The sequence below is a fragment of the Fibrobacter sp. UWB4 genome (genome assembly GCF_002210345.1).
Taxonomy (GTDB): domain Bacteria; phylum Fibrobacterota; class Fibrobacteria; order Fibrobacterales; family Fibrobacteraceae; genus Fibrobacter.
In genome coordinates, this window is record NZ_MWQI01000007.1 from 141,518 (window position 1) to 162,532 (window position 21,015).

At 51.5% G+C, this 21,015-nt stretch carries 20 protein-coding genes; 4 read left to right on the plus strand and 16 right to left on the minus strand.

Annotated features, from left to right (window positions below):
* The first annotated feature begins 21 nt into the window (after positions 1–21).
* Positions 22–1,668: a hypothetical protein gene (locus B7990_RS11240; RefSeq protein WP_088641037.1), complete on the plus strand. Its 1,647-nt coding sequence runs from the start codon at positions 22–24 to the stop codon at positions 1,666–1,668.
* Between the two features lie 77 nt (positions 1,669–1,745).
* Here B7990_RS11240 and B7990_RS11245 read toward each other — a convergent pair whose 3' ends face one another.
* The 9 genes from B7990_RS11245 to hisE form a co-directional block, all read right to left on the minus strand.
* On the minus strand, positions 1,746–2,363 hold the full coding sequence (locus tag B7990_RS11245; RefSeq protein WP_088641038.1) for an OmpA family protein: 618 nt from the start codon (positions 2,361–2,363) through the stop codon (positions 1,746–1,748).
* Positions 2,364–2,530: 167 nt separating this feature from the next.
* On the minus strand, positions 2,531–3,532 hold the full coding sequence (gene pyrC, locus B7990_RS11250; protein ID WP_088641039.1) for a dihydroorotase: 1,002 nt from the start codon (positions 3,530–3,532) through the stop codon (positions 2,531–2,533).
* Positions 3,533–3,540: 8 nt separating this feature from the next.
* Positions 3,541–4,374 (minus strand): ABC transporter ATP-binding protein, encoded by an 834-nt coding sequence (locus B7990_RS11255; protein WP_088641040.1) that lies wholly within the window; start codon positions 4,372–4,374, stop codon positions 3,541–3,543.
* Positions 4,375–4,377: 3 nt separating this feature from the next.
* Positions 4,378–5,256: an ABC transporter permease gene (locus B7990_RS11260; protein WP_254917503.1), complete on the minus strand. Its 879-nt coding sequence runs from the start codon at positions 5,254–5,256 to the stop codon at positions 4,378–4,380.
* Entirely contained in the window at positions 5,237–5,890 is a 654-nt protein-coding gene (yihA, locus tag B7990_RS11265; protein WP_088641041.1) for a ribosome biogenesis GTP-binding protein YihA/YsxC, read from the minus strand. Before yihA ends, B7990_RS11260 begins: the two co-directional genes overlap by 20 nt.
* The gene (recR, locus tag B7990_RS11270; RefSeq protein WP_254917504.1) at positions 5,887–6,525 is read right to left on the minus strand and encodes a recombination mediator RecR; all 639 of its coding nucleotides are present in this window, start codon (positions 6,523–6,525) and stop codon (positions 5,887–5,889) included. The genes yihA and recR overlap by 4 nt, the downstream gene beginning before the upstream one ends.
* Positions 6,480–7,343, minus strand: a complete 864-nt coding sequence (locus B7990_RS11275) for an EAL and HDOD domain-containing protein (protein WP_088641042.1) — start codon at positions 7,341–7,343, stop codon at positions 6,480–6,482. Before B7990_RS11275 ends, recR begins: the two co-directional genes overlap by 46 nt.
* 152 nt (positions 7,344–7,495) lie before the next feature.
* Entirely contained in the window at positions 7,496–8,335 is an 840-nt protein-coding gene (gene hisG / locus B7990_RS11280; protein WP_088641043.1) for an ATP phosphoribosyltransferase, read from the minus strand.
* Positions 8,332–8,592: a phosphoribosyl-ATP diphosphatase gene (hisE, locus tag B7990_RS11285; RefSeq protein WP_014545870.1), complete on the minus strand. Its 261-nt coding sequence runs from the start codon at positions 8,590–8,592 to the stop codon at positions 8,332–8,334. The genes hisG and hisE overlap by 4 nt, the downstream gene beginning before the upstream one ends.
* 252 nt (positions 8,593–8,844) lie before the next feature.
* Between hisE and B7990_RS11290 the strand changes: the two genes are divergently transcribed.
* Positions 8,845–10,473 (plus strand): hypothetical protein, encoded by a 1,629-nt coding sequence (locus tag B7990_RS11290; RefSeq protein WP_088641044.1) that lies wholly within the window; start codon positions 8,845–8,847, stop codon positions 10,471–10,473.
* Positions 10,474–10,561: 88 nt separating this feature from the next.
* Positions 10,562–11,776, plus strand: a complete 1,215-nt coding sequence (locus tag B7990_RS11295; protein WP_088641045.1) for a hypothetical protein — start codon at positions 10,562–10,564, stop codon at positions 11,774–11,776.
* Between the two features lie 72 nt (positions 11,777–11,848).
* Here B7990_RS11295 and B7990_RS11300 read toward each other — a convergent pair whose 3' ends face one another.
* The 5 genes from B7990_RS11300 to B7990_RS11320 all read right to left on the minus strand — a co-directional run bounded on the left by B7990_RS11300 (position 11,849) and on the right by B7990_RS11320 (position 16,485).
* On the minus strand, positions 11,849–12,670 hold the full coding sequence (locus tag B7990_RS11300; protein WP_088641046.1) for a tRNA (guanosine(46)-N(7))-methyltransferase TrmB: 822 nt from the start codon (positions 12,668–12,670) through the stop codon (positions 11,849–11,851).
* Positions 12,670–13,947: a carboxypeptidase-like regulatory domain-containing protein gene (locus B7990_RS11305; RefSeq protein ID WP_254917505.1), complete on the minus strand. Its 1,278-nt coding sequence runs from the start codon at positions 13,945–13,947 to the stop codon at positions 12,670–12,672. The genes B7990_RS11300 and B7990_RS11305 overlap by 1 nt, the downstream gene beginning before the upstream one ends.
* A gap of 29 nt (positions 13,948–13,976) precedes the next feature.
* Positions 13,977–14,843, minus strand: coding sequence for a TIGR02147 family protein (locus B7990_RS11310; RefSeq protein WP_088641048.1), 867 nt, complete (start codon positions 14,841–14,843; stop codon positions 13,977–13,979).
* Between the two features lie 160 nt (positions 14,844–15,003).
* Entirely contained in the window at positions 15,004–15,870 is an 867-nt protein-coding gene (locus B7990_RS11315) for a patatin family protein (RefSeq protein WP_088641049.1), read from the minus strand.
* Positions 15,871–15,936: 66 nt separating this feature from the next.
* A complete protein-coding gene (locus B7990_RS11320) occupies positions 15,937–16,485 on the minus strand; it encodes an NUDIX domain-containing protein (RefSeq protein ID WP_088641050.1) in 549 nt (182 codons plus the stop codon).
* Positions 16,486–16,686: 201 nt separating this feature from the next.
* Between B7990_RS11320 and B7990_RS11325 the strand changes: the two genes are divergently transcribed.
* Complete coding sequence (locus B7990_RS11325) at positions 16,687–18,351, plus strand: putative transporter (protein ID WP_088641051.1); 1,665 nt, start codon at positions 16,687–16,689, stop codon at positions 18,349–18,351.
* A 185-nt stretch (positions 18,352–18,536) separates the two neighbouring features.
* Here the strand turns inward: B7990_RS11325 and B7990_RS11330 are convergent, their stop codons facing one another.
* Together B7990_RS11330 and B7990_RS11335 are read right to left on the minus strand one after the other, a co-directional pair.
* Entirely contained in the window at positions 18,537–19,535 is a 999-nt protein-coding gene (locus tag B7990_RS11330) for a bile acid:sodium symporter family protein (RefSeq protein ID WP_088641052.1), read from the minus strand.
* 121 nt (positions 19,536–19,656) lie between these two features.
* Positions 19,657–20,934, minus strand: coding sequence for an O-acetylhomoserine aminocarboxypropyltransferase/cysteine synthase family protein (locus B7990_RS11335; RefSeq protein ID WP_088641081.1), 1,278 nt, complete (start codon positions 20,932–20,934; stop codon positions 19,657–19,659).
* Between the last annotated feature and the right edge of the window lie 81 nt (positions 20,935–21,015).

The window sequence follows — 21,015 nt, forward strand, 5'->3', positions numbered from 1 at the left end:
GAATTTGTCGGGAGCATTTTTATGAATTTTAATGGTTTGATTAAAGGCGCTTGGTCGAATGGCATCGCCAAGAAGCTCTTGATTTTGCTTGGCTTGTCCTTGATTATTTTTGTCGTGGGCGTTTTGCTTGGCTCATGGGTGCTTGGCGAAAAGACGCTTGGCTGGAAGGGGTTCCTGTCTGGCTACGTTGTTTTTGCGGTGCTCTTTATCAGCGTCATCATCAATGTTTTCAAGAATACGTCCGAGTCTATGCGCGAGGGGAAAAAACATGTTGATGTGCGTGGCCATGTGCTTGTGCTTGGCGCAGGACACCAGCTCAAAAGTATCTTGCGTGTGCTCAAGGGCGATAAGCGCCCGGTTGTTGTCGTGAGCCGCCGTGATATCGATGGGCATTTTATCCATTACAAAAAGGATTACGAAAACGAAGAGGATTTGCTCTTTGCTGGGGCGCTCCTGGCGGATCAGATTCTTGTGATTGGCGAAGACGGCCCGGAACGCGATTCCCGGAATTTACATTGCATCGAGGTGCTGCGAAACATCACGGAAAAAGCTCCGCGCGACATCCATTGCCATCTGTTGTTGAGTGAACCGTCGTCTTCTGAAATCTTGTGGTATTTGAAGGCGCCTGAACAGAGCAAGGGCCATTTGCTTGTCGATGTTTTTAATGAATATGAATTCATGTCGGAACAGTTGCTTGTGGGCACGGATTTTTTGCCGGCTATCCGCGAGCCGGAAAATGAACGCTTGCATGTGGTGCTGATTGGCACTGGGCCGATTGCGCAGGCGGTTGCCTTTGAGGTCGCGAATATTTGCCATTATCCGAATTACAGCCGCACGAATTTAAAGACCTGCATCACGTTCGTCGATGAAGATTGCGAAAAGTGGGTGGACCGCCTTGTGGTTTCGCGCATGGGGCTTTTCAGGCTCTCGAAGTACACCTATGTCGATGCGAATGGTAACAAAGTAACTCACGAGCCGGAGACTGCGCGTGGCGACTATCTCGATGTGGAATGGAACTTTGTCGATGCCTACTGCGAAGCGGACTTGGCACGTAACTTTATTGCAGCCGTCGCCGCAAGCCCCAAGGAACGCCTTGTCGTGTGCATCTGTAAGGAAGACGCTTCCAAGGCTATTTCGACGCTTGTGCATTTACCACGTGCCGTTTATGACAATGCCGACATTGCCGTCTATTGGCGCGAAGCGAATGACGATATCATCAAGCGCATCAACGAAAGCGGGATGTATGGCTATGTGCGCATCATGGGTGACATTGATGAAATGAAGGAGTTTGTGCATTCCAAGCGTGTAGAACGCGGGCAGCGCGCAAACTACGTCCGCGAACGCCACCTGAATCCCGATACGCGTGATACCGAAGAGAAAATGTGGTATCGCTTGAGCGAGGCGGATAAGACCTCCGCCATTTACTGTGCGAACGCACTCCCGCTCCGCAAGCGTTGCTTTGAAATTTTGGGCGATGACTACCTCATCCGCGAAGCGGAACATCGCCGTTGGATGATGTCCATGCTCTTGATGGGGTACCGCTCGGGGCCTACCGATGAACGCACGTTTACGCGTCACGATATCATCCCGTTCGAGCGCTTGCCGGAAGATCAAAAGTCAAAAGATTCGTACATTCTCGAGAATGCCGAATACATTATGAACGGTTAGTTTGCAACAAAAAAGCCTCCGCTTTTGCGGAGGCCTTTTCAAATACTTGCACGTTTATGTCTGTGCAATCCTGAGAGTTACTGGATGCGGATGTTCACGCGGCGGTATTCTTCTCTGGAACCGTACTTGAACTTCTTGAACATGCGCTTGCCATACCACTTGGCCGTGATCTTGGAAGCCGGGATGTACTTCGAGAATTCAGCCTTGACGGTTTCAGCACGGCGCTGAGAGAGTTCGTCGTTGTAAGCGACAGAGCCGAGGTCGCAGGTGTAGCCTTCTACGAGGAGAGATGCTGCATCGACGTTGGTCTGGGCGAACTTGGAACCGAGTGTAGCGATGACTGCACGGCCTTCGCTGCTGAGTTCGGCACTGGCGAGTTCGAACATACTGCTTACGTTCGGGAATTCGATTGAGGTGGCCTGGCCGTTTTCAACCTTGGCGAATGCGTCGTTGAGGAATGCTTCTACTTCGCTGTTGGTGGTCAAGAATACCTGAGAGTTGTTCTTGGCGGCTGCAAACTTGGAGAAGTCAAACGGTGCCGGCTGTTCTGGTTCCGGTGCCGGGGCTTCGACCTTGGCCGGTTCCGGCTGCTTGACCGGAGCTGCCTTTTCAGATTTCTTGTCGCCGCAGGCAACGAGCACAGCAAGCGAGATGGCGACCGGAAGAATACGACCAATTGTTTTTACCAGATTCATTATAAAACCTCCGATTGAAAAGTGGTATAATCCTTGGATCGCTTTTTAATATAAGTAAAAAAAGCTGAAGAGGTAATTTTTTTTTATTTGTACAAAAAAAATTCGCCTTTTTAGACGAATTTTTATATGAAATTTGGGCGTCTTGTTAGAAAAAGTAGCCTAAAACGTTATTTAAGTTTCCATTCGAGCGTTTGTCCGGCCGCAAGCGGTACGACGCCGTTTACGACGGCAGGGACGGTCCACGATTCCTTGACAACTTCAATTTGCTTTGTTGTACGCGGGAGGTGGTAGAAGTCTGCGCCGAATCCTGCGATGAAGTTTGGAAGCTTGTCGAGGGCGCCAACGCGGTCAAATTCCTGCACCAGAAGCGGGATGGCGACCGGTGCGCTGTAGACGCCTGCGGCGCCGCACGGGCATTCCTTTTTGCCCTGCTGGTGCGGGGCGGAATCGGTACCGAGGAAGAACTTCGGGTTTCCGCTGAAGGCGGCTTCGCGGATGGCTGCACGGTCTTCCGGGCGCTTCGGGAGCGGTTTGCAGAAGTGGTGCGGGCGGAGCGCGTCACCGACGATATCGTCGAGAGTCATCATCAGGTGGTGTACCGTGAATGTGGCGGCGACGTTTGCGGGGAGGCGCTTTACGGCTTCCACAGATTTTGCGCTGCTCAAGTGCTCAAAGACGATGCGGAGCTTCGGGAACTTTTCGGCGAGCGTTTCGACGCGCTTGATGAAGGCTGGTTCGCGGTCCAGGCAGAACTCGCCCGGCTCTTCGCCGTGTACACAAAGTACGAGGCCGAGTTTTTCCATCATCGCGACAACCGGGAAAACAGCTTCGAAATCGCTGATGCCGTCTGCGCTGTTGGTTGTCACGCCTGCGGGGTAGTACTTGCCTGCGACAACGCCAACGGCCATCATGTCCTTCAAGTCCTGTTCCGTGTAGTTCGGGTTCAGCTTGAACGTCATGAGCGGCTCGAAGTCCGGGCGCACCGGAGCGGCGGCTTCGAGAATCTGCTTCTTGTATTCTGCAATGGCTTTTGCGCTTGTCATCGCGGGGACTGTGTTCGGCATGATGATGGCGCGGCCAAACTGGGCTGCGAGATCGCGGACGTAACCGGGCATAAATTCGCCCTGGCGCAGGTGCGCATGAAAATCGTCTGGTAATGGAAGGAACATAACTGTAATCAGGTGTTGGGTGAAACGGATTGAAGATCGCGGAACTGGTCTTTGGAAATTTCGCTGTCCGAACGGAGCCAGTAGTCAAAGGAGTGCGGCTCGGTGAGCTTTTTCTGGTGTAAGAATACGAGGTTGCAGTCCAGTTCCTTTGCAATCATGAGGTCGTGCGTGACGATGATGATGGATGTCTTGAACATCGTTCGCATGTTGTCGATCAACGGCAAGAGGTTTCTGCGGTTGTAGTTGTCGAGGCCTGCGGTCGGTTCGTCCATGAGCAAGAGCTTTGGGTCCATTGCCCACGACCTTGCGATGGCGACGCGCTTTTGCATGCCCACGCTGAGTTCATGCGGGTACATGTATGCGAAGTTGCGGACGCGCATCAGGTCCATGGCCATGTTGACCTTCTTCGTGATTTCTCCTTCGGAACCCATCTTGTGGTAGCGAAGTGGTAATGCGATGTTGTCTACAACTTTTAGGTTTGAAATCAGTGCTGCATTCTGGAGCACGTAACCCACCTGGCGCTTAGCGACTTCAAGTGCGGTGAGTCTTTCTGACGGAATGTATTCGCCAAAATAATAGATGTGCCCCTTGAGCGGACGCGCAAGCCCAGCGATCATGCGGAGGATGGCGCTCTTTCCTTTGCCGGAGGGGCCTGCAATGCAAATCGTCTCGCCAAGTTTTAGCGTGAGGTTTGCCCCTGCGATGAGCTGGTAGTCCTTGTTGCTTTCGCTGGCCTTAATATTCTCGAAATAGCTGACAGCCCTTGGGATCGAAAACATCGTTCCCGACAATTCGTTGGTAGAGAGGTAAACATCTTCAAGTCTGAGGGCTTCGTCTAGCATATTTTAGATAATTGCTGAAAGGTTCTGCATATAATCGTTAACGAAGTACATCAAGAATAAGGCGTCAGTAAAAACGATATAGAGGAAGGACATGATGACCGAGCGGGATGTGGCCTTGGGGACTTGGCGGATATCACGCTTGATGTTCAGCGCCTGGTAGCATGCGTTGATCGTAATGATGATGCCGAATACGAGCGGCTTTATGATTGCAAAAACGAAGTCCGGGACGGTAAGCGCCTTGATAATTTCGGTAGAGAGGATGCTCCATGTGATTTGCAGGTTGGACAAGTTTCCAGTAACGAAGACGATTCCTTTCGTGACGAGGAACCCTGCACCGATAGCGCATGCGCTAAAGATGATGTTCATGATGATCATGGCGATGGTTCCGCCGATAACGCTTGGCATGACAAGGTAACGGATTGGGTTAATGCCCATGGTCGCAAGAGCGTCAACTTCGGAATCGATAACCATGCTGCCAATGTAGGTGGTCAGGGAGGATCCTGTACGGCCTGCAATGAGGAACGCCGTGAAGATGGGACTCAGTTCGCGGATGATGATCACCACGATGAGGGTACCGATGTTGTTTGAAAAGCCCATCTTGCCCATGAGGGAGAATAGGTAGATAATGACAACGGTTCCGAACAACGTGGCTACAGCAAAGAGCGGCGGAAAAATTTCAACGCCGGTGAAGAACGTCTGCAAGATGATGTTGCGAGAGTCGCTCTTGAAGTTATGGCTTTTGTCGAAAAGGGATGCAACTGTGCGGAGAAACAGGGCGACGAGTTGTCCCATTCTTCTTTTCAAGATGAATATCCCGAGCGTATGGAATAAACGCCCGACGGGAGTCATCTTTTGCCAGTTCTTAAGTTGCGTCTTTTCCATTATCGCTATGTATTGCCTCTAGGATTTCGGTCCAGAGTTCGTCGAGTCCTGTTTTCTTGAGCGAACTGACGCAAAGCGGCTTTTGGTCGAGGTCCAGGCGCTGCTGGATGTCCCTGAGTCCCTTGGCGAGTTCGGACTGGTTCACCTTGTCACGCTTGCTTGCGACAACCAGCACGGGGCAGCCCGTGGCTCGGATGCTTTCGACGGTCTCGATGTCGATCGGCGTTCCTCCGTGGCGGATATCTACGAGGTAGATGAGCCCTTTGAGGTCCTTGCACTTCTCGACGTATTCACGAATAAAGTCGGACATCTGGTCGCGCTTCGCATTGTTGACTTTGGCGAACCCTACACCTGGTAAATCTACAAGAAAAAACTCGTCATTGACTTTAAAAAAATTCAATTCGCGCGTTTTTCCGGGGGTCGAACTGATTTTCACGAGCTTTTTCTGGCCCATGAGGGTGTTCATGAGCGAGGACTTGCCTACGTTGGAGCGTCCGAGGAACGCAATTTGCGGAAGGTGTTCTTCGGGGAGGCCTTTGAGACTCACGGCGGCCTTGACAAACTTTGCCGAACGGACTGTGTAACCGCCAACTTCGACGGGAGCCTGGTGGACGATTTTTTCTTTTGTACTCATAAGGATACTCTCCCTTCGAATGCGCGAAGCATGGTGACTTCGTCGATGAATTCCAGGTCACTGCCCATCGGGATGCCGCGGGCAAGGCGGGTGCGCTTGACGTTGACGCCGGCGAGCATGCGGTCGATCATGAGCGCGGTACTGTCGGCTTCGGGGCTAGAACCCAAGGCAAGGACAAGTTCTTCGATGTTTTCTGCTTTGATGCGTTCCACGAGTTGCGGCAGGTGGAGTGCTTCGGGGCCGATGCCGTCGAGCGGTGAAATTACGCCGCCAAGGACAAAGTAAAGGCCCTTGTGCACGGAGGATCGTTCAAACGGCAGAATGTCCGAATTCTTTTCGACAACGCAAATGGACTTGGCGCCTTCGCGGGCTCTGCATGTGGGGCAGATGTCTTCGTCGGTGAAGGCGTGGCAGCGCGGACACGGGTGGACCTTTTCGGCAGCCTGCATCAGGCTATCGGCAAACCGTTCGACATCGCCTTTCTTGCGTGAAAGCATATGATAGGCGAGGCGGCGGGCCGTCTTTAGTCCAATTCCCGGGAGGGAGGCGAATTCAGAAATCAGGTTTTCCAGACTTTGCGGTTCTACGTTCATGAGCGGGTGTCCAAATGTGCGTACAGCATGATCGTCAGCCATTCCTGGATGTGCTTCATGCCGACCCAGACGATGGCGCCTTTGACGTTTTCGATGACGGGCTTGTTGCGAATGTCGGAATTCACGAATTGCAAAAGGTTCGCCGAAATGTCCGGGTGCTTGTCGAATTCATCACAGAGGCTTTCGAGCGTCGGGCGTGTGCGCAAGAGCTTGATGATCTCTAGGATAGCGGCCGATGTCGCGTCGATCTTTTGGCCTGTTACGATTTCGGGTTTTGCAAAATAGAATCCCTGGAAGTAATCGTAGCCGATGTCCTTGCAGTGCCTGTATGTCGGTTCGTCTTCGACTTTTTCGGCGAGCAGCTTGATATTTCTTGCCTTGAAGAACTGCGATGCTTTCGCGATGTCCTCAGGCGAGTTATCGACCAGGTCCATCTTGACGTAGGAGACGTATTCAAACAGCGGTTCAAAGCGGCGGATGTATTCGTCGCTCATGATAAAGTCATCGAGTGCAAGCTCGAAACCGAAAGACTTGTGGCGCTGAATGGCTCGGATGAGATTTTCGTCTACGGCGACGTCTTCAAGAATCTCGAGGACGAAACGGTCGGGGTTCAAAAGCCCGAACAAGTTGTCGAGAAGAATCTCGCGACTGCAGTTGATGAACGCCTTACTCTCACCGACGAGGCGTGTAAGCCCGATGCTGTTCAAAATGTTCTCGAGCACCTGGGCGGTCGCCTGCAAGTCGCTAGCAATTATTGCGGTATCGCTGCTTGGCGAGTCCCGGAATAGCAATTCGTACGCGAAGATTTTTCCATCGCGGTCGAGAATCGGTTGACGTGCCAAGTAAGCGAGAGATTGCATGGGCAGTTGGGGGTGTGGGGTATGGGCTCGGTCGCCCTATCGCGTAGCTCAAGGGCTCCCTTTGAGGTATGAGCACATTCACCCAAAGGTGCGTAGCACCGTCCTCAGAGCGGAGCGAGCTCAAAGCGAGTTTACGAGCGACCTCATAGCTCTTAAATTCTAGCGCTTTCTATGCCGAACAGGAGGATGCTACGGGCGCCTGCGTCCCAGAGCTTGTCCATGATGGCGTTGGCTTCTTCGCGCGGCACCATGGCCTTCACGGAGTACCATTCGCGACCGTGGAGCTTTGTGACCGTCGGGGCGTCGAGACCCGGAGTCATTTCGCATGCCTTGGCCAAGAGTTCGGAGGGGCAGTCGTACTCGATCATCATGTACGTCTGGGCGACGAGCTTGCCCTGGATGCGACGGATGAGCGTGTTGACTTCTTCGAGTTCGGTCTTCTGCGGGTTGCAGAAAATGGCGGCGTTACTGCGGAAGAGCGGTTCGCCGATAATGCGGAGGCCGGCCTGCTTTAAGGTCGTGCCTGTTTCGACAACGTCCACGATGGCGTTTGCAACACCGAGGCTTACGGAGATTTCGACGGCGCCTTCGAGCACCACGAAGTCCATCTTCTTCTTGTAGTAGCTTTCTACGATGTTCGGGAAGCTCGTTGCAATTGTTGCGTCCTTGAGTTCTGCAAGGCTCTGGATCGGGCTTTCGTTCGGCACTGCAGCGCAGAGCTTGGAAGCGCCAAAGGGCAAGTCCAAGACCTTCACGGCCGGGCTTTTTGCTTCGGCGTTGAAGTCGATACCCGTGATGCCAGCGTCGATGATGCCGCGACCCACGTACATCGGGATGTCGCTCGGACGGAGGAAGAAGAATTCGATACCGTTCTTGGAATCGATCTGGGTCAAAGTCTTGTAGGGCTTCGATGCCTTGTAACCGCAGGCCTTGAGGAGTTCCTGGGTCGGTTCAAAGAGCATGCCCTTGTTGGGGAGAGCTACCTTAATCATAGTTTAGCGTACACTTCTTCGAGGGTGAGACCTTTTTCTGCCATCATGACGGCAACATAGTAGAGCACTTGAGAAAGTTCGAGGCACTGGGCGTCGCGCGATTCAAAGCGAGCTGCCATCCAGCTTTCGGCGGCTTCTTCGACGAGCTTCTTGCCGATGCCGTGCGGACCCTTCTTGAAGAGTTCCGTGGTGCCCTTGCCTTCCGGCATGTCTTTCTTGCGCTGGCAGGCCAGTGCGTACATTTCTTCAAACGTCATAATTAGACCTCTTTAGTTTTACACGCCCAAAGATAAAAATTTTAATTAGCTTCGCTTGTGAAGCTCTGCTTTTTGAACGCAAAAATGTACGTCATGCGGGCGGGGCCCCAGCTCGGAGTTGCGAAGGCCGCACGGGCCCCTCCCTGCACCCTCCCCATCCTTGGCCGACGCTTTTATTCTCACGATGACAAATATTCATTTTTAATAACTAGTTGATCTTCTCACGTTTCGTATTTTATTTATATTCTCACTATGAGTTGGTTTGATCGTTCGGTATTTGGGGTGAGCCTGTTCGGGGCTTGTGTGTTCTCTGCGTCTTTGGCGTGGGCAGAAACATCATCTGAAGAAAACATCGTGATGGAAAAAATCATCTACACCGGTGATATGCTTCCAGCGCGCACTCCAAGCGGAATGTCTAAAATCCGTTCCAGCAACGATGCCGAGGTGTTTTCGTCTGGTGAGCGTTATTTCCCGGTGATGCTTGTATCGACGGCCGACTACAAGGCTCTGGATTCATCGTTTATCTCGCGCTTGTTCAATGAAGAGGGCTTTAAGGATAATGGAGTCTATGGCAGTGTACGGGATTATTTTGTTGCAAGTTCTGCCGGACAGTTTAAGCCAACGTATGATATTTACCCCATAACGCTCCCTAAGAATTTTAGCAGTTATGCTAGCGATAGCGCTCTGATTTTACCTTCGCTGGATATCCTTATTGAACGGGACGATTTTAAATCCCGGGCCGTGAAGTACGAAAGCGTAATTCCGTTTGTTATTTTGCACCCCTTGTCCAGGGAAAAGGCGATTTCATATAATTCGAGCTTGTTTAACCATCAGTACAAACTACAATATAGCGCAAAACGGGTCTATTCGAAAAATGGCTATAAGTTTAACAGCTATGCGTTTGTCTCGCAGAAAGCAGAAAGCAAGGCTTCTTCGACAAGTACAAAGGATGTCAACATGCTTGGCACTTTTGTCCATGAATTTAGCCATGTGATTGGACTTCAGGACCTGTACAGCAACGATGCGAACGGTTACGCGACTATTGGACCGTTGCCCTATGACGTCATGGCGCTTGGGCTTCGCAATTGGGGTGGCTGCTATCCTCCGACATTTTCCTCGTTCGAGCGTGAGGCGGTGGGTTGGCTCAAGCCCACAGAAATTCTGAATCGCGATACCGTCTATGAACTCAGAAATATTTCTGGAATGCAGGCGTATGCCGTATCCAACCCGAATCATCCCGATGAGTATTTTCTCATTGAATACCGCCCAGCGGTTGGATTCGATTCGAAAATTGGGAACTCGACTTACAGCGGTAAGCAGGGCAAGAACGGCGTTATGATCTGGTACATTGACTATGACTTCGACGCCTTTTTCAGCAATGACCCGAACGGAGATGTAAACCACCAGCGCGTTGAAGTGCGCTCTGTGCTTAGCAAAGACCAGGAATCTTTTGCTAAGTTCAACTTTGTCAACAAAAATGGCAAAGCTTCTATTGATGGCATTTTCAATGTGGTCTTCGACGGAAACGACCGCGTGTGCTTTACGGTGAACCCTTCCAGGAGTCTAGACAAGTGTCCCGAAAAGATTGCGGAGTCGTCGAGTTCTGTAGCTTCGAGTTCATCGGGAACCGTGAAATTGCCTACAGAAAAAACAGTATCCCCAATGCAGATGCGCGTTGATGGTAAAAAGTTGGATGTCGAGGTCTTCCAGGAAGGCAAGAAAAACCTTCGTTTTTACGATGCGCTTGGAAACTTGATCGGTTCGCATTCCTTTGAAGAACATTTGGCGTCGATCGATATTTCTGGGTGGAATCGTCCCGTATTTGTGCAACTCGATGTCAATGGAATACTGTTGCTTTCAAAACGAGTCTTGCGCCGCTAAACTTTCTCTATCCTCCAAAGAGGAGTTAATTATATTTTAAATGTTGAATAGATACCTAGCCGTGGTGCATTAGCAGGATGAGGAATTGATGAAGAACATTTATTTGTTGGGGAGCGCGTTTGCTCTTGCGTTGCTTGGATGTGCATTTACAAGAGGCGACAGCGTCTCTAAGGCGGAAAATTTTCAGGGTAAAACAGGCATTATAGGCGTGTTCCGTCAGCCTGCCTATTACTGTGGCGAAGGTATTCCGCATACAATGACGCTTGGCGGCAAGTCCATCATCGTGAAGCCGGCCTTTAGCAGCGAGCAGGAAAATGTGTTCTTCAGCGAAATGAAGCCCGGTGTGGCAACACTTACGGAATACAATTACACATGCGGCGAAAACGAAAACAAGATGGCGCTTGATACGGCTGGTGCCGGGAACGAGCGCTTCCCGACGTCGGTTGTGATTCCCGAAAAGGGATTCTGCAAGGTTGTCATCTCCTTTATGGAAGGCGACAAGCTTTTCTCGTATAACGGCGAAATTTTGAGCGAACAGTTTGCAAAGGCTGATGTTGCCGTGAATACCGATAGCATCCCGTATTGCGAAATTCGCGACAACAGGGGTAAAAAGGTTTCGATGGCGAACCGCGATTCCATTTTGGATGTGAAATTTGCGGCTGCGGTGAAGGATGCGTCGGAAGCGCTGGAAGAAGAGAAGTTTACGATTGTGACGCTGGATGAGTACAGTGACAAGGTCACCTGGAATGGCGACAAATCCAGGCTGCTCGTGGTGACGCTCACGTCGGACCCGGAAACTTATAAGGATGGCGAACTTGTCAAGTCCGATAGCGTAGTCTGGGCCGTGAGTGAAAAGGAACTTTTGACTTGGTTCCAGGATCATAAGGACGGAGTTCGCAACTGGGATTTGAGATTCAAGCAGCTGTTTGGCGAACCTAGAACTTCCAAGGCGACGCACATGGCTTTCTTGTGGGTGAAACCTGAAGACCTGATGCGCCCTGCTTATGTGCCCGACGTAAAAGCCTTCGATATGCGCACTGCGTTTGAAGGGGAACTGAGTAACGATGCCGAAATCTCGGAACGCATGATGTGGTTCAAGAACTGGTTTGACGCCCGTGCTTCTAAAATTTATACAGGACCGGATGCCCGTCCGTGGACGCGTTTAGGTTATACGTACGACTGGGGCAGCAAGGGCGACAAGTATGGGCTTACGGAATTTATTGTAGTGCCCGGAGCTTCGATGGATGTGCGCTTTACGCGTAACCTGAAGTTCATTGCCAACTGGATGAAGGACCGTAAGTAAGTTACTAGTTAATAGTTGTTAGTTACTAGTGATTCAAGAAATGAAATTCTCTAGTAACTAGTAACTTGAAACTCATAACTGTGGCAACGCCACAAGCACTCGCCACAGCTTTTGGCGGGCTTCTTTGTACTTGCGTTCGAATGCCGTTTCAGGATTCTCGGGGTCGAAACTTTCGCACTTAATTGTCATTCCCGCTGTATCTGTCATTCCGGCCGGAGCCTGTGCTGAGCGAAGTCGAGGTAAGCGGGAATCACCTTTTGCGATTGCGTCGGCAGACATCGCGCGTTCTTCGTATGCAATCCTTGTGGCTTCGGCAAATTCCCGGGCGTAGATTTCCCAGTTCGTACGGAGTTCTATTGTTTTTCCGAGCGCAAGGAGCGTCGGGAATATCGGGTGCATGTGGAAGCGTCTCGTGGCCTCGCTTTGCTTGGGCCACGGGTTCGGGTAATAAACAGCATGGTACGGAATAGTCCACTGGCCCGATCTGACGCGCTCCAGGGCGAGCCGCCAAAAGTCTAAGAGTTCAGCGCGGATCCAGAACGCGTTTGCAGGGACTTCTTCGCCCGCTGTTTGCGATGGGTTCCCGGCCTTGTTCAGGCGGGCGTAGGACTTGTCTATCCCGATGACGGGAATGCCCGGAAAGCGGCGAGCGATGTGGATCGTGCTTTCGCCTGTCCCGCAGCCAGAATCTAGAATGACCGCTTGCGGCGCAATCCTATGGGTGTCATTTCCTGCATAAAACATCCGCACGAATTCTTCGACTTCCGCAAATGCTTCTCGTGTGTGGTCTGCGATAGGGCGCAAAAAAGTTGTCCGCACGTACTTGCGGACAACTTCTTCAAGATCTTTGTGCAGAGCTTCCTGGTTCGATGTTACAGAATTTGCGCCTGGCATTATTCCTTTGTTTTCCAGATGTTGAGCAAGTCCTTGCCGATGAATTCGAGATTGTCAAAGTGGAATTCTGCATCGCTATGGAATACAAATGCAAGCGAGCTTACGTTTTTGCGGTCAATCTCGTTCGGGAAAAGGTCGGAGAATGCAAGCTTGTACTTTGTCTTGGTCTCAGCAAGTGTAATGGTGTAATTTCCGGCAGTATATGTAAGTACTCCTGGTGGCGGATTTTCTGGCTTGCGATTTTCGTCGGATATCTGGATTTCTGCGGTGCCTTTTCCCCAGGCTTCAAAAGCGATGGAGTCTACAGAACTCAAGTCATAAGTCCGAGATAGGTTGCCGATAGCCATGCTGACGCAAAGCCAGGACTGTTTAACCAGCGTTGTATCCGGGAATCCAAAGGTGAAGTTGACTTCCTTGCCTCCGTTTTCTGAATCCTGGATGCCAAGATTAAACGGGTGACCCGACACAAATATTGGAAGTTCTGGAATTATTTTGAAATCGTACAGGCTGGGGTATGTGCTTATATTCCACATGCCGTCCAAAGCGCTGGTTGCATATTCGGGAGCAATAAGGTTGATATTGTCTCCGTCTTCGAAATCGTCGATGAGGAGAGTCTCGTTTTGAGATTCGGGAGCCTTTGGCTTGAGAGTCGTAATCGAGTCGCCGGCGTCCGTTTCGACAGAAATCTTTACCGTGTCCGTTACGCTTTCTGGAATGAACACCATGTTGATGGTGCCTGCCGGGAGTCCAAAGACCTGGAACTTGCCGTTCGTGATGGCGGCAGAATGGTCAAGACCACGGAACTTGACAAAGCCGTTCATGTTCTTAAAGCTTTCGCTGCTGGAATCGTCAATAAAGTCGGCAATCGAGCCGCCGATGAAGACGGATTTCTGCAAGCTCTGTTTACCCAGGTCGATGTCGTTCACTGTATCCTTGACATTGACAGGGAGCTGGAGCGAAAGTGCGGAATCGTCAATGATGGCTTCCATCGTGTAGTTGCCAACGGCGACTTTTTCAATGGTCACGATGCCGCTGTCGTTTGTGACCGCCGTGTAGCCTTCACCGTCGAGACTGTTTTGCTCGACGAGCTTCACTTGGGCGTGTGCGGCAGGTGCATTTGCAATAAGGATCTGTGCGGTGATAGCATTACCGGCTTCTGTGCCGCTCGGTCCGCCACCTGCAACCTTGTCAGAACCGCAGGCGCAAAGCGAGAACCCGATTGCAAGCGGGGCAATCAGCGAAAGCATGCGTCTGTACTTGTTCTGTTTCAATTCCATACCCTTAATATATAATTTCTTTCTGAAAATCATTTGGCACCTCCGTTGTTTTCGGGCGAGGTAGGGCCTGTTGCCGGGTCGTCCACCTTGTCGGAGAGGGGGTACATGGCGATGTTCAGTGCGTAAACGCGGTCGGCGCGTTCGCTCTTGCGGGCAAATTGCAAAAGCCCGCGGCGAAATTCTTCGATCTTGTGCTTGATTTCGGGCAGGTCGGATTCATCAGCGGTAAATACCACGCTCGAAATGTCGCGCTCTTCGGGCTTGTGGCGGTCGAGCGATTCTTGCGCAAGTTCCATCGTGTGTCTGTGAAAACTGCGGACTGCGGAACTCTTGACTTCGCCGCCGGTGCTGATGATCTGGTCGGTGATATTCCAGCCGCCAGTGCCGTCTGGAACGACGAGTCCAAGCTGCTTCAAGATGCCGAGCGCGTTGCGGGCGTCATCCTGCGAAATAGGCGGGTTCAAGTGCTTGCCGAGGCCAGCGATATCGCTCGTGTCCTTCGTAATGCCGATGAGGGCGCGGAGGGCCGCGCATGCCCAGCTGCCAAAGTAGGCAAGTTCCGGTTCCGAAAGCACACGCGTTTCAAGCGAGCGGAGTTCCAGGAGCTTGTAGTAAAGCTCGGAGAGCGTCTGCTTCGCCTTGGTCTTGTTGAACCTGTAAAGGGTTTTGAAATACTCTGCCCTTCGATCGTCTAGGCCGCAAATTCTGATGAACACGGGGAGTGTGCTCTCGTTCAGATGGCCTTCTTTTTGGAAAACACGAACAAGCCAGGCCGGGTCCACGCCGGTTTTCTGGCCGAGATAGCGGTACGATGTGAACGGGTTGTCTTTCTTGGTCTCGACAAACCAGTCTTTGAGGTACTCTCGATATTCCAGATAGTCTAATACTTCGGGCATACCCTATAATCTATATTATTATAGGGACGTGTTGCGAAAACGTGTTGAGAAACCGTGCTTCGCGTTGTAAAATTTTCAACGAGCGTTGTAAATTGCCGTTTTTTCGCTAAAAAAGGCTATTCAGAAGCGTCATCCCGAGCGAAGTCGTGGGATCCAGTGACTATCCCTCTAAAAACTTCAGCAAATCCGGTATTTTATTGTGCGCGTCTTCCTTGCCGAGCTCGTAAAGTTCCGCAATTTTCTTCTTGTTGCTCTCGATGTCCGAAATCTTGATGAGGCGGCTTGGGCGGTAGATGAAGACCTTGCCCTCAGATTCGAGTTTGGCCAGTTTGTCCAGCGCCTGGTTGTAGCGGATATGGCGCGTGGCGACCGCTTCGACGAATTTCGGGTAATGGCGGAATACAAGCTTGACGAGCGGGAGCGCCTTGTTGATCTTTTTGCGGTAGCCGAGCGGGCGCGTAAGGATCACCACGGCGCGTTCGAAACCGCTTTTGAACATGGGTTCGAACGGGATGCTGTCGGCAACGCCGCCGTCCAAGAATTTTCTCCCGTGAATCTCGACGATCTTGCTCAAAATTGGGAGGCTTGCCGATGCGCGGATGCTATTCATGTCGTCTTCGTTGCGGTAGTCCAGAATGCGCGGGTATTCGGCAAGACCTGTCTCGACATCTGTCATGCAGACACGGAATTCGGTCTCTTGGCATTGGGCTGCGAACTTGTCAAATTCAAACGGGTCAATTTTATACGGAATCTGCTTGTAGCAGTAGTCAAAAGCAAAGTAGTCGCCCGTGAAAAGCAGATTCCTGAAGCTCATGTATCGCGGACTCTTGGAATGTACGGTATCGACGCGAAAATTGCGACCGATTTGCCCCGAAAGAAAACTGCACAGGTGCGTGGCGCCTGCAGAGGTGCCGCATGCCCCACCAAACTTGATTTCTTTGTCGGCGAGTACGTCAAGAATGCCGCCGGCATACGACCCGCGTAAACCGCCGCCCTCGACAACGATAGCTGTGTTTTTGTACTTCATAAAATTAACCCGAACCTGATTTATTAATCTACATTAATTAGTTTGGCTTTTAAACAACTTTTAAACTTATTTTTGCGTAATTTGTATTGACTGTATCCAAGCGTAATCTTTGGGGTGGTCCACAAATTTTTCGGGATTTTGGGTGTGCATGGCCAAAAATTCTTCGCGCGTCATCAAAATGAAGTCATCCACTTCGCCTGGCTGCGGAACAAGTTTTTTCACCTCTTCGTCAGATAGTGTTATTTTGTACGTGTCGTAATATTCGTTGTCGAAATACGTTCCGTTGTTCAGGATGTTCTCGTGGGTCGCTTCGAAAAGGTATTCCAGATCTTCGGGACGCTTGGTGACGCCCATTTCCTCGCGGAGTTCACGGACGCCGGCGTGACGGCTTTCGTCGCCTGCCGAAATGTGCCCTGCGCAGCTCGTGTCGAGTAGGTTTGGGTTGTTTTCCTTGAGGTGGCTCCGAAGCTGAAAGACAATTCTACCGTCGGGTGCAAATGCCCAGATGTGGACGGTGCGGTGCCAGAGACCCTTCGCATGGACTTCTGTTCGACCGCGGGAATACCCCGCCGGAGTCCCGTCGCTATTCAAAATGTCAATCATCTCTTCTGCCATGTTCGCCACCTGTGGTTTGAGGAATTGTTGAAGAATATAGCAATGTTCCCTGAAAAAGTATTATATTACCTATAGCAGGGGAGCAATGCTCAGAATGATAAATATTTATCATTTTTTATGATTAATCTAATATGAATAATCTATTAGTCATTATTAATCTCCTATGCTACATTTGGGTGCGAAAAAAAGAAGGTGTATAAAATGGACTGGCTAATTGACCTGTTTGCAAAGCCCTCCGTAGGGCAACAAGTACTCGCGCTATCCTTGACGGCTGCCATTGGCATCATGCTGGGCAAGGTCAAGGTGAAAGGCGTGAGCCTTGGGGGAGCTGGCGCTCTTTTCGTAGGAATCCTTCTCGGTCATATCGGAATGCGAATCGAGCCCAGCGTTCTCCATTTTATGCAGGAATTCGGTCTCATTCTCTTTGTCTATACAATCGGTATGCAGGTAGGCCCGGGCTTTATTGACTCCATAAAGCGACACGGTCTGGTGCTCAATATTCTTGCAGTGAGCATTGTCCTCCTGGGTGTACTTGCTACCGTTCTTATTTACTTCACGACGAACATGCACGATAACGTGCCGGTGCTGATCGGCATGCTTTGCGGTGCCGTGACGAACACTCCGTCGCTCGGTGCTGCAAATTCGGCGCTTTCGGCGGCTGGCGTGGACGCTTCACTCACGGGTGTTGGCTATGCGGTGGCTTACCCGTTCGGCGTGATTGGCATTATCCTCGTGATGATTCTTGTGCGCATTTTCTTTAGGCAAAAGCCGGACACCGCTGCTGCAGAATACCAGAAAGAAATTGCGGAACAGTCCAAGGAAATCGTCTCTTGCACACTCCGTGTGGACAATGCAAATCTTGTGGGCTGCAAGATCAAGGACATTCCGGGGCTTACTTCTTCGGGTGCCGTGGTGACGCGCCATGCTCGCGACCAGGTGATTAACATGCCGAAGGGCGATATGACGCTTGAACTCCATGACTTGGTGCATGTCGTCGGGATGCCGGACGCGATTGAAAGCTTGCAGAAGATTATTGGCGAAAAGCAGGAAACTCCGATTACGCTCCAGAAGTCGAATCTGGCAGTCAAGACGATTCTCGTGACGAACAAGAAAATTCTTGGCAAGAGCATCCAGCAGCTTGCGCTCAACGACCGCTTTGGCGTGACCGTGAGCCGCGTGACGCGAGGCGGATTCAAGTTTACCGGGCGCCTCGATATTCGCGTGAAGTTTGCAGATAAGTTGCTCGTGGTCGGTACGCCGGAAAGCATTGCCGCTGCAGCAAAGGAACTGGGTGACTCGCTCACTGCGCTTGACCATCCGGAAATTCTCCCCGCATTCCTCGGGATTTTCCTCGGCGTGATTGTCGGAAGCATCCCGCTTGCGATTCCTGGAATGCCGACCCCACTCAAGCTCGGCCTTGCTGGTGGTCCTTTGATTGTCGCGATTATCCTTAGCCGCAAGCGTAAGATTGGCCCGCTTAACTTCTTCATGGCGAACAGCGCAAACCTCATGCTGCGTGAACTCGGCATTACGATATTCCTCAGCTGCGTTGGTCTCAATGCCGGTATCAAGTTCTTCGATGTGCTCTTGAATGGCGACGGATTCTACTACATGGCGCTCTCGGCAATTATCACGTTCTTCCCGCTGATGATTGTGGCGATTGTTGGCAAGGCGGTGTTCAAGGTCAATTACCTCTCGCTTTGCGGTGTGCTTGCTGGTGCAACGACAGACCCTCCGGCGCTTGCCTTTGCGAACGGCCTCAGCAGTTCTGAAGCGACGAACGTTGGTTACGCATCTGTTTACCCGCTTACGATGTTGCTCAGAATTTTAAGCGGTCAGGTGCTTGCGATACTCTTGATTTCGTGATGAAATAAGCACCGTTTTTAAGTTCTTTTTTGTTTTTCCTGATGAATCAAAGGGCGGCCCGGAAGGGTCGCCCTTTTCGAACTTGTCATTTTTGAGCTGTCATCCTTCGTTAGGAGGATCCATACAGCTTTGATTATGCTTGCCTAAACTATTATTTCCCGTCTTTACGTTTGCGAGATGATTTATTAAGCTTGGACTTTTTTCTTGTCCATGTGCGCATAGATGCCGGCGAGGATTGTTCCGCTGATGGAATGGTAGGCGCAGCTGATGGCGCACGGCACGACGCAGAGGGCCGCTTCCGGGTGAAGGGCTAGATTCTCCGGGTTCGCAAAGAATGCTCCTGCGAGGACGGTTGCCATGCCTGCGTTCTGCACACCGACTTCGATGGAAATGGTGCGCTTCTTGGCGGTGTTGAATTTAAACAAACGACCGACGCTGTAGCCGAGCACGTAACCGAGGGCGTTATGCAAGAACACGACGGCGAGTACGAGCGCGATAAGGCCCATGCCGTTTGTCAAAAGCTGCGGACGCACGGTGACGATGACGCCGCCGACGATTAATGCGAGGCCGATAACGCTCACAGCGGGCATATTTGCTTGGAATTCCTTGAAACCTGCGCGTTTGCCGAAGAAGTAGTTGCAGGTGAAGCCGATTGCGATCGGGAAAACGGTCACGTAAAGGATGTTGAGGAACATGCCGACGGCGTTCACTTCGATGCTCGTGTCGGCAAGCCAAAGGACCAAAAGCGGAGTCATGAGCGGGGCGAGAAGCGTACTTGCCATTGTCATGCTCACGGAATATGTCACGTCGCCTTTAGCCAAGAAACTCATGACGTTGCTCGAAACGCCACCTGGGCAGCAACCGACGAGAATAATGCCGATAGCCAAATACGGGTCAAGTCCAAAAATCTTTGTGAGTGTAAATGCGACGAGCGGCATGATGGTGTACTGCGCGACGGCGCCGAGGAAAATGTCGGCGGGGCGTTTCATCAAGTTGCGGACGTCATCCATGGTAATGGTAAGGCCCATGCTGAGCATGATAATGCCGAGAATAATCGAGCTTGTGTTGCCGTGTACCCAGCCAAAAAGCGTGGGGATGAAAAACGCGATGACCGCACATGCGATAACGAAAAGCGATGTGTATGTCGATAAAAAGCGGCTAACAGCCTTGATTAAATTAAGCATTATTATATCCTTCTTTTTGAGGTGCCTCAAATATAGGCATATACGCGGGGCGTGGCTAGGTAATAAAAACACGGCACCGAATGCCGGTGCCGTTTTTTTTGGTGTATAGAAGTGTAAAAAATTAGACCTTGTCGAGAGCCTGCGTGAGGTCGGCGATAATGTCTTCGACATTTTCGATACCGACACTGAAACGGATGAGGTCCGGTGCAACGCCTGCTTCGATGAGCTGTTCGTCGCTGAGCTGACGGTGCGTGTGGCTTGCCGGGTGCAGCACACAGCTGCGGGCGTCGGCCACGTGGGTCACGATGCAGATCATCTTGAGGCTATCCATGAACTGGATGGACTTTTCACGACCGCCCTTGATGCCGAACGTGAGAACGCCGCACGGGAGGCCACCCTTGAACTGCTTCTGGGAGAGTTCATAGTACTTGTCGCCTTCGAGGCCAGCGTAGTTGACCCAAGCGACCTTCGGGTGATTTTTGAGGAACTTGGCGCAGGCGAGAGCGTTTTCGCAGTGGCGCGGCATGCGGAGGTGCAACGTTTCAAGACCCACGTTCAAGAGGAATGCGTTCTGCGGCGACTGAATGGAGCCAAAATCGCGCATGAGCTGTGCGGTTGCCTTCGTGATGTAAGCGCCCTTGCCGAAAGCCTTCGTATAGGCGAGGCCGTGGTAGCTCGGATCCGGTTCGGTGAGGCCCTTGAAACGGTCGTGGTTTGCTTCCCAGTCGAAGTTGCCGCTGTCAACGATGCAGCCACCGACTGCCATGGCGTGGCCATCCATGTACTTGGTCGTGGAGTGGGTCACGATGTCAACGCCGAATTCGATCGGACGGCAGAGAATCGGGGTCGGGAAGGTGTTGTCGACAATCATCGGAACGCCGTGCTTGTGGGCGAGATCAGCAAAGCGCTTGAGGTCCAAGACCTTGCCTGCCGGGTTTGCGACGGTTTCGCCGAAGACGCACTTGGTGTTCGGGCGGAAAGCCTTTTCGATTTCTTCGTCAGAAGCGTCCTGGTCCACGAACGTGCATTCAATGCCGAGCTTCTTCATGGTGACGGAGAAGAGGTTGCTTGTGCCGCCGTAAATAGCGGAAGTGCTGATGAAATGGTCGCCGGATTCGCAGATGTTGAAAACGGCGTAGAAGTTTGCGGCCTGACCGGAACTCGTGAGCATGGCGGCAACACCACCTTCGAGAGCGGCGATCTTGTTAGCGACGGCGTCGTTGGTCGGGTTCTGCAGACGGGTGTAGAAGTAGCCACTGGCCTTCAGGTCGAACAAGTCGGCCATGTCATTGGTGGTTTCGTACTTGAACGTGGTGCTCTGGTAGATGGGGAGAACGCGCGGTTCGCCGTTTTTCGGCTGCCAACCGCCCTGAATGCAAAGAGTTTCGATCTTGGACATTTTAGAATCCTTTTTTTGTGTGGTCGCCGTGGTGACCATATAATTTAATTATGGCTTGTAATATAGTTAGATTCTATAACG

Bases quoted from the DNA above. Each gene is read 5' to 3' on its own strand.
- B7990_RS11320 (WP_088641050.1), bottom strand. From the start codon at position 16,485: ATGGCAGAAGAGATGATTGACATTTTGAATAGCGACGGGACTCCGGCG.
- B7990_RS11305 (WP_254917505.1), bottom strand. From the start codon at position 13,947: ATGGAATTGAAACAGAACAAGTACAGACGCATGCTTTCGCTGATTGCC.
- B7990_RS11290 (WP_088641044.1), top strand. From the start codon at position 8,845: ATGAGTTGGTTTGATCGTTCGGTATTTGGGGTGAGCCTGTTCGGGGCT.
- B7990_RS11315 (WP_088641049.1), bottom strand. From the start codon at position 15,870: ATGAAGTACAAAAACACAGCTATCGTTGTCGAGGGCGGCGGTTTACGC.
- B7990_RS11275 (WP_088641042.1), bottom strand. From the start codon at position 7,343: ATGCAATCTCTCGCTTACTTGGCACGTCAACCGATTCTCGACCGCGAT.
- B7990_RS11310 (WP_088641048.1), bottom strand. From the start codon at position 14,843: ATGCCCGAAGTATTAGACTATCTGGAATATCGAGAGTACCTCAAAGAC.
- B7990_RS11255 (WP_088641040.1), bottom strand. From the start codon at position 4,374: ATGCTAGACGAAGCCCTCAGACTTGAAGATGTTTACCTCTCTACCAAC.
- B7990_RS11330 (WP_088641052.1), bottom strand. From the start codon at position 19,535: ATGCTTAATTTAATCAAGGCTGTTAGCCGCTTTTTATCGACATACACA.
- pyrC (WP_088641039.1), bottom strand. From the start codon at position 3,532: ATGTTCCTTCCATTACCAGACGATTTTCATGCGCACCTGCGCCAGGGC.
- B7990_RS11260 (WP_254917503.1), bottom strand. From the start codon at position 5,256: ATGGAAAAGACGCAACTTAAGAACTGGCAAAAGATGACTCCCGTCGGG.
- hisE (WP_014545870.1), bottom strand. From the start codon at position 8,592: ATGACGTTTGAAGAAATGTACGCACTGGCCTGCCAGCGCAAGAAAGAC.
- B7990_RS11335 (WP_088641081.1), bottom strand. From the start codon at position 20,934: ATGTCCAAGATCGAAACTCTTTGCATTCAGGGCGGTTGGCAGCCGAAA.
- B7990_RS11295 (WP_088641045.1), top strand. From the start codon at position 10,562: ATGAAGAACATTTATTTGTTGGGGAGCGCGTTTGCTCTTGCGTTGCTT.
- B7990_RS11240 (WP_088641037.1), top strand. From the start codon at position 22: ATGAATTTTAATGGTTTGATTAAAGGCGCTTGGTCGAATGGCATCGCC.
- hisG (WP_088641043.1), bottom strand. From the start codon at position 8,335: ATGATTAAGGTAGCTCTCCCCAACAAGGGCATGCTCTTTGAACCGACC.
- B7990_RS11300 (WP_088641046.1), bottom strand. From the start codon at position 12,670: ATGCCAGGCGCAAATTCTGTAACATCGAACCAGGAAGCTCTGCACAAA.
- B7990_RS11325 (WP_088641051.1), top strand. From the start codon at position 16,687: ATGGACTGGCTAATTGACCTGTTTGCAAAGCCCTCCGTAGGGCAACAA.
- B7990_RS11245 (WP_088641038.1), bottom strand. From the start codon at position 2,363: ATGAATCTGGTAAAAACAATTGGTCGTATTCTTCCGGTCGCCATCTCG.
- yihA (WP_088641041.1), bottom strand. From the start codon at position 5,890: ATGAGTACAAAAGAAAAAATCGTCCACCAGGCTCCCGTCGAAGTTGGC.
- recR (WP_254917504.1), bottom strand. From the start codon at position 6,525: ATGGCTGACGATCATGCTGTACGCACATTTGGACACCCGCTCATGAAC.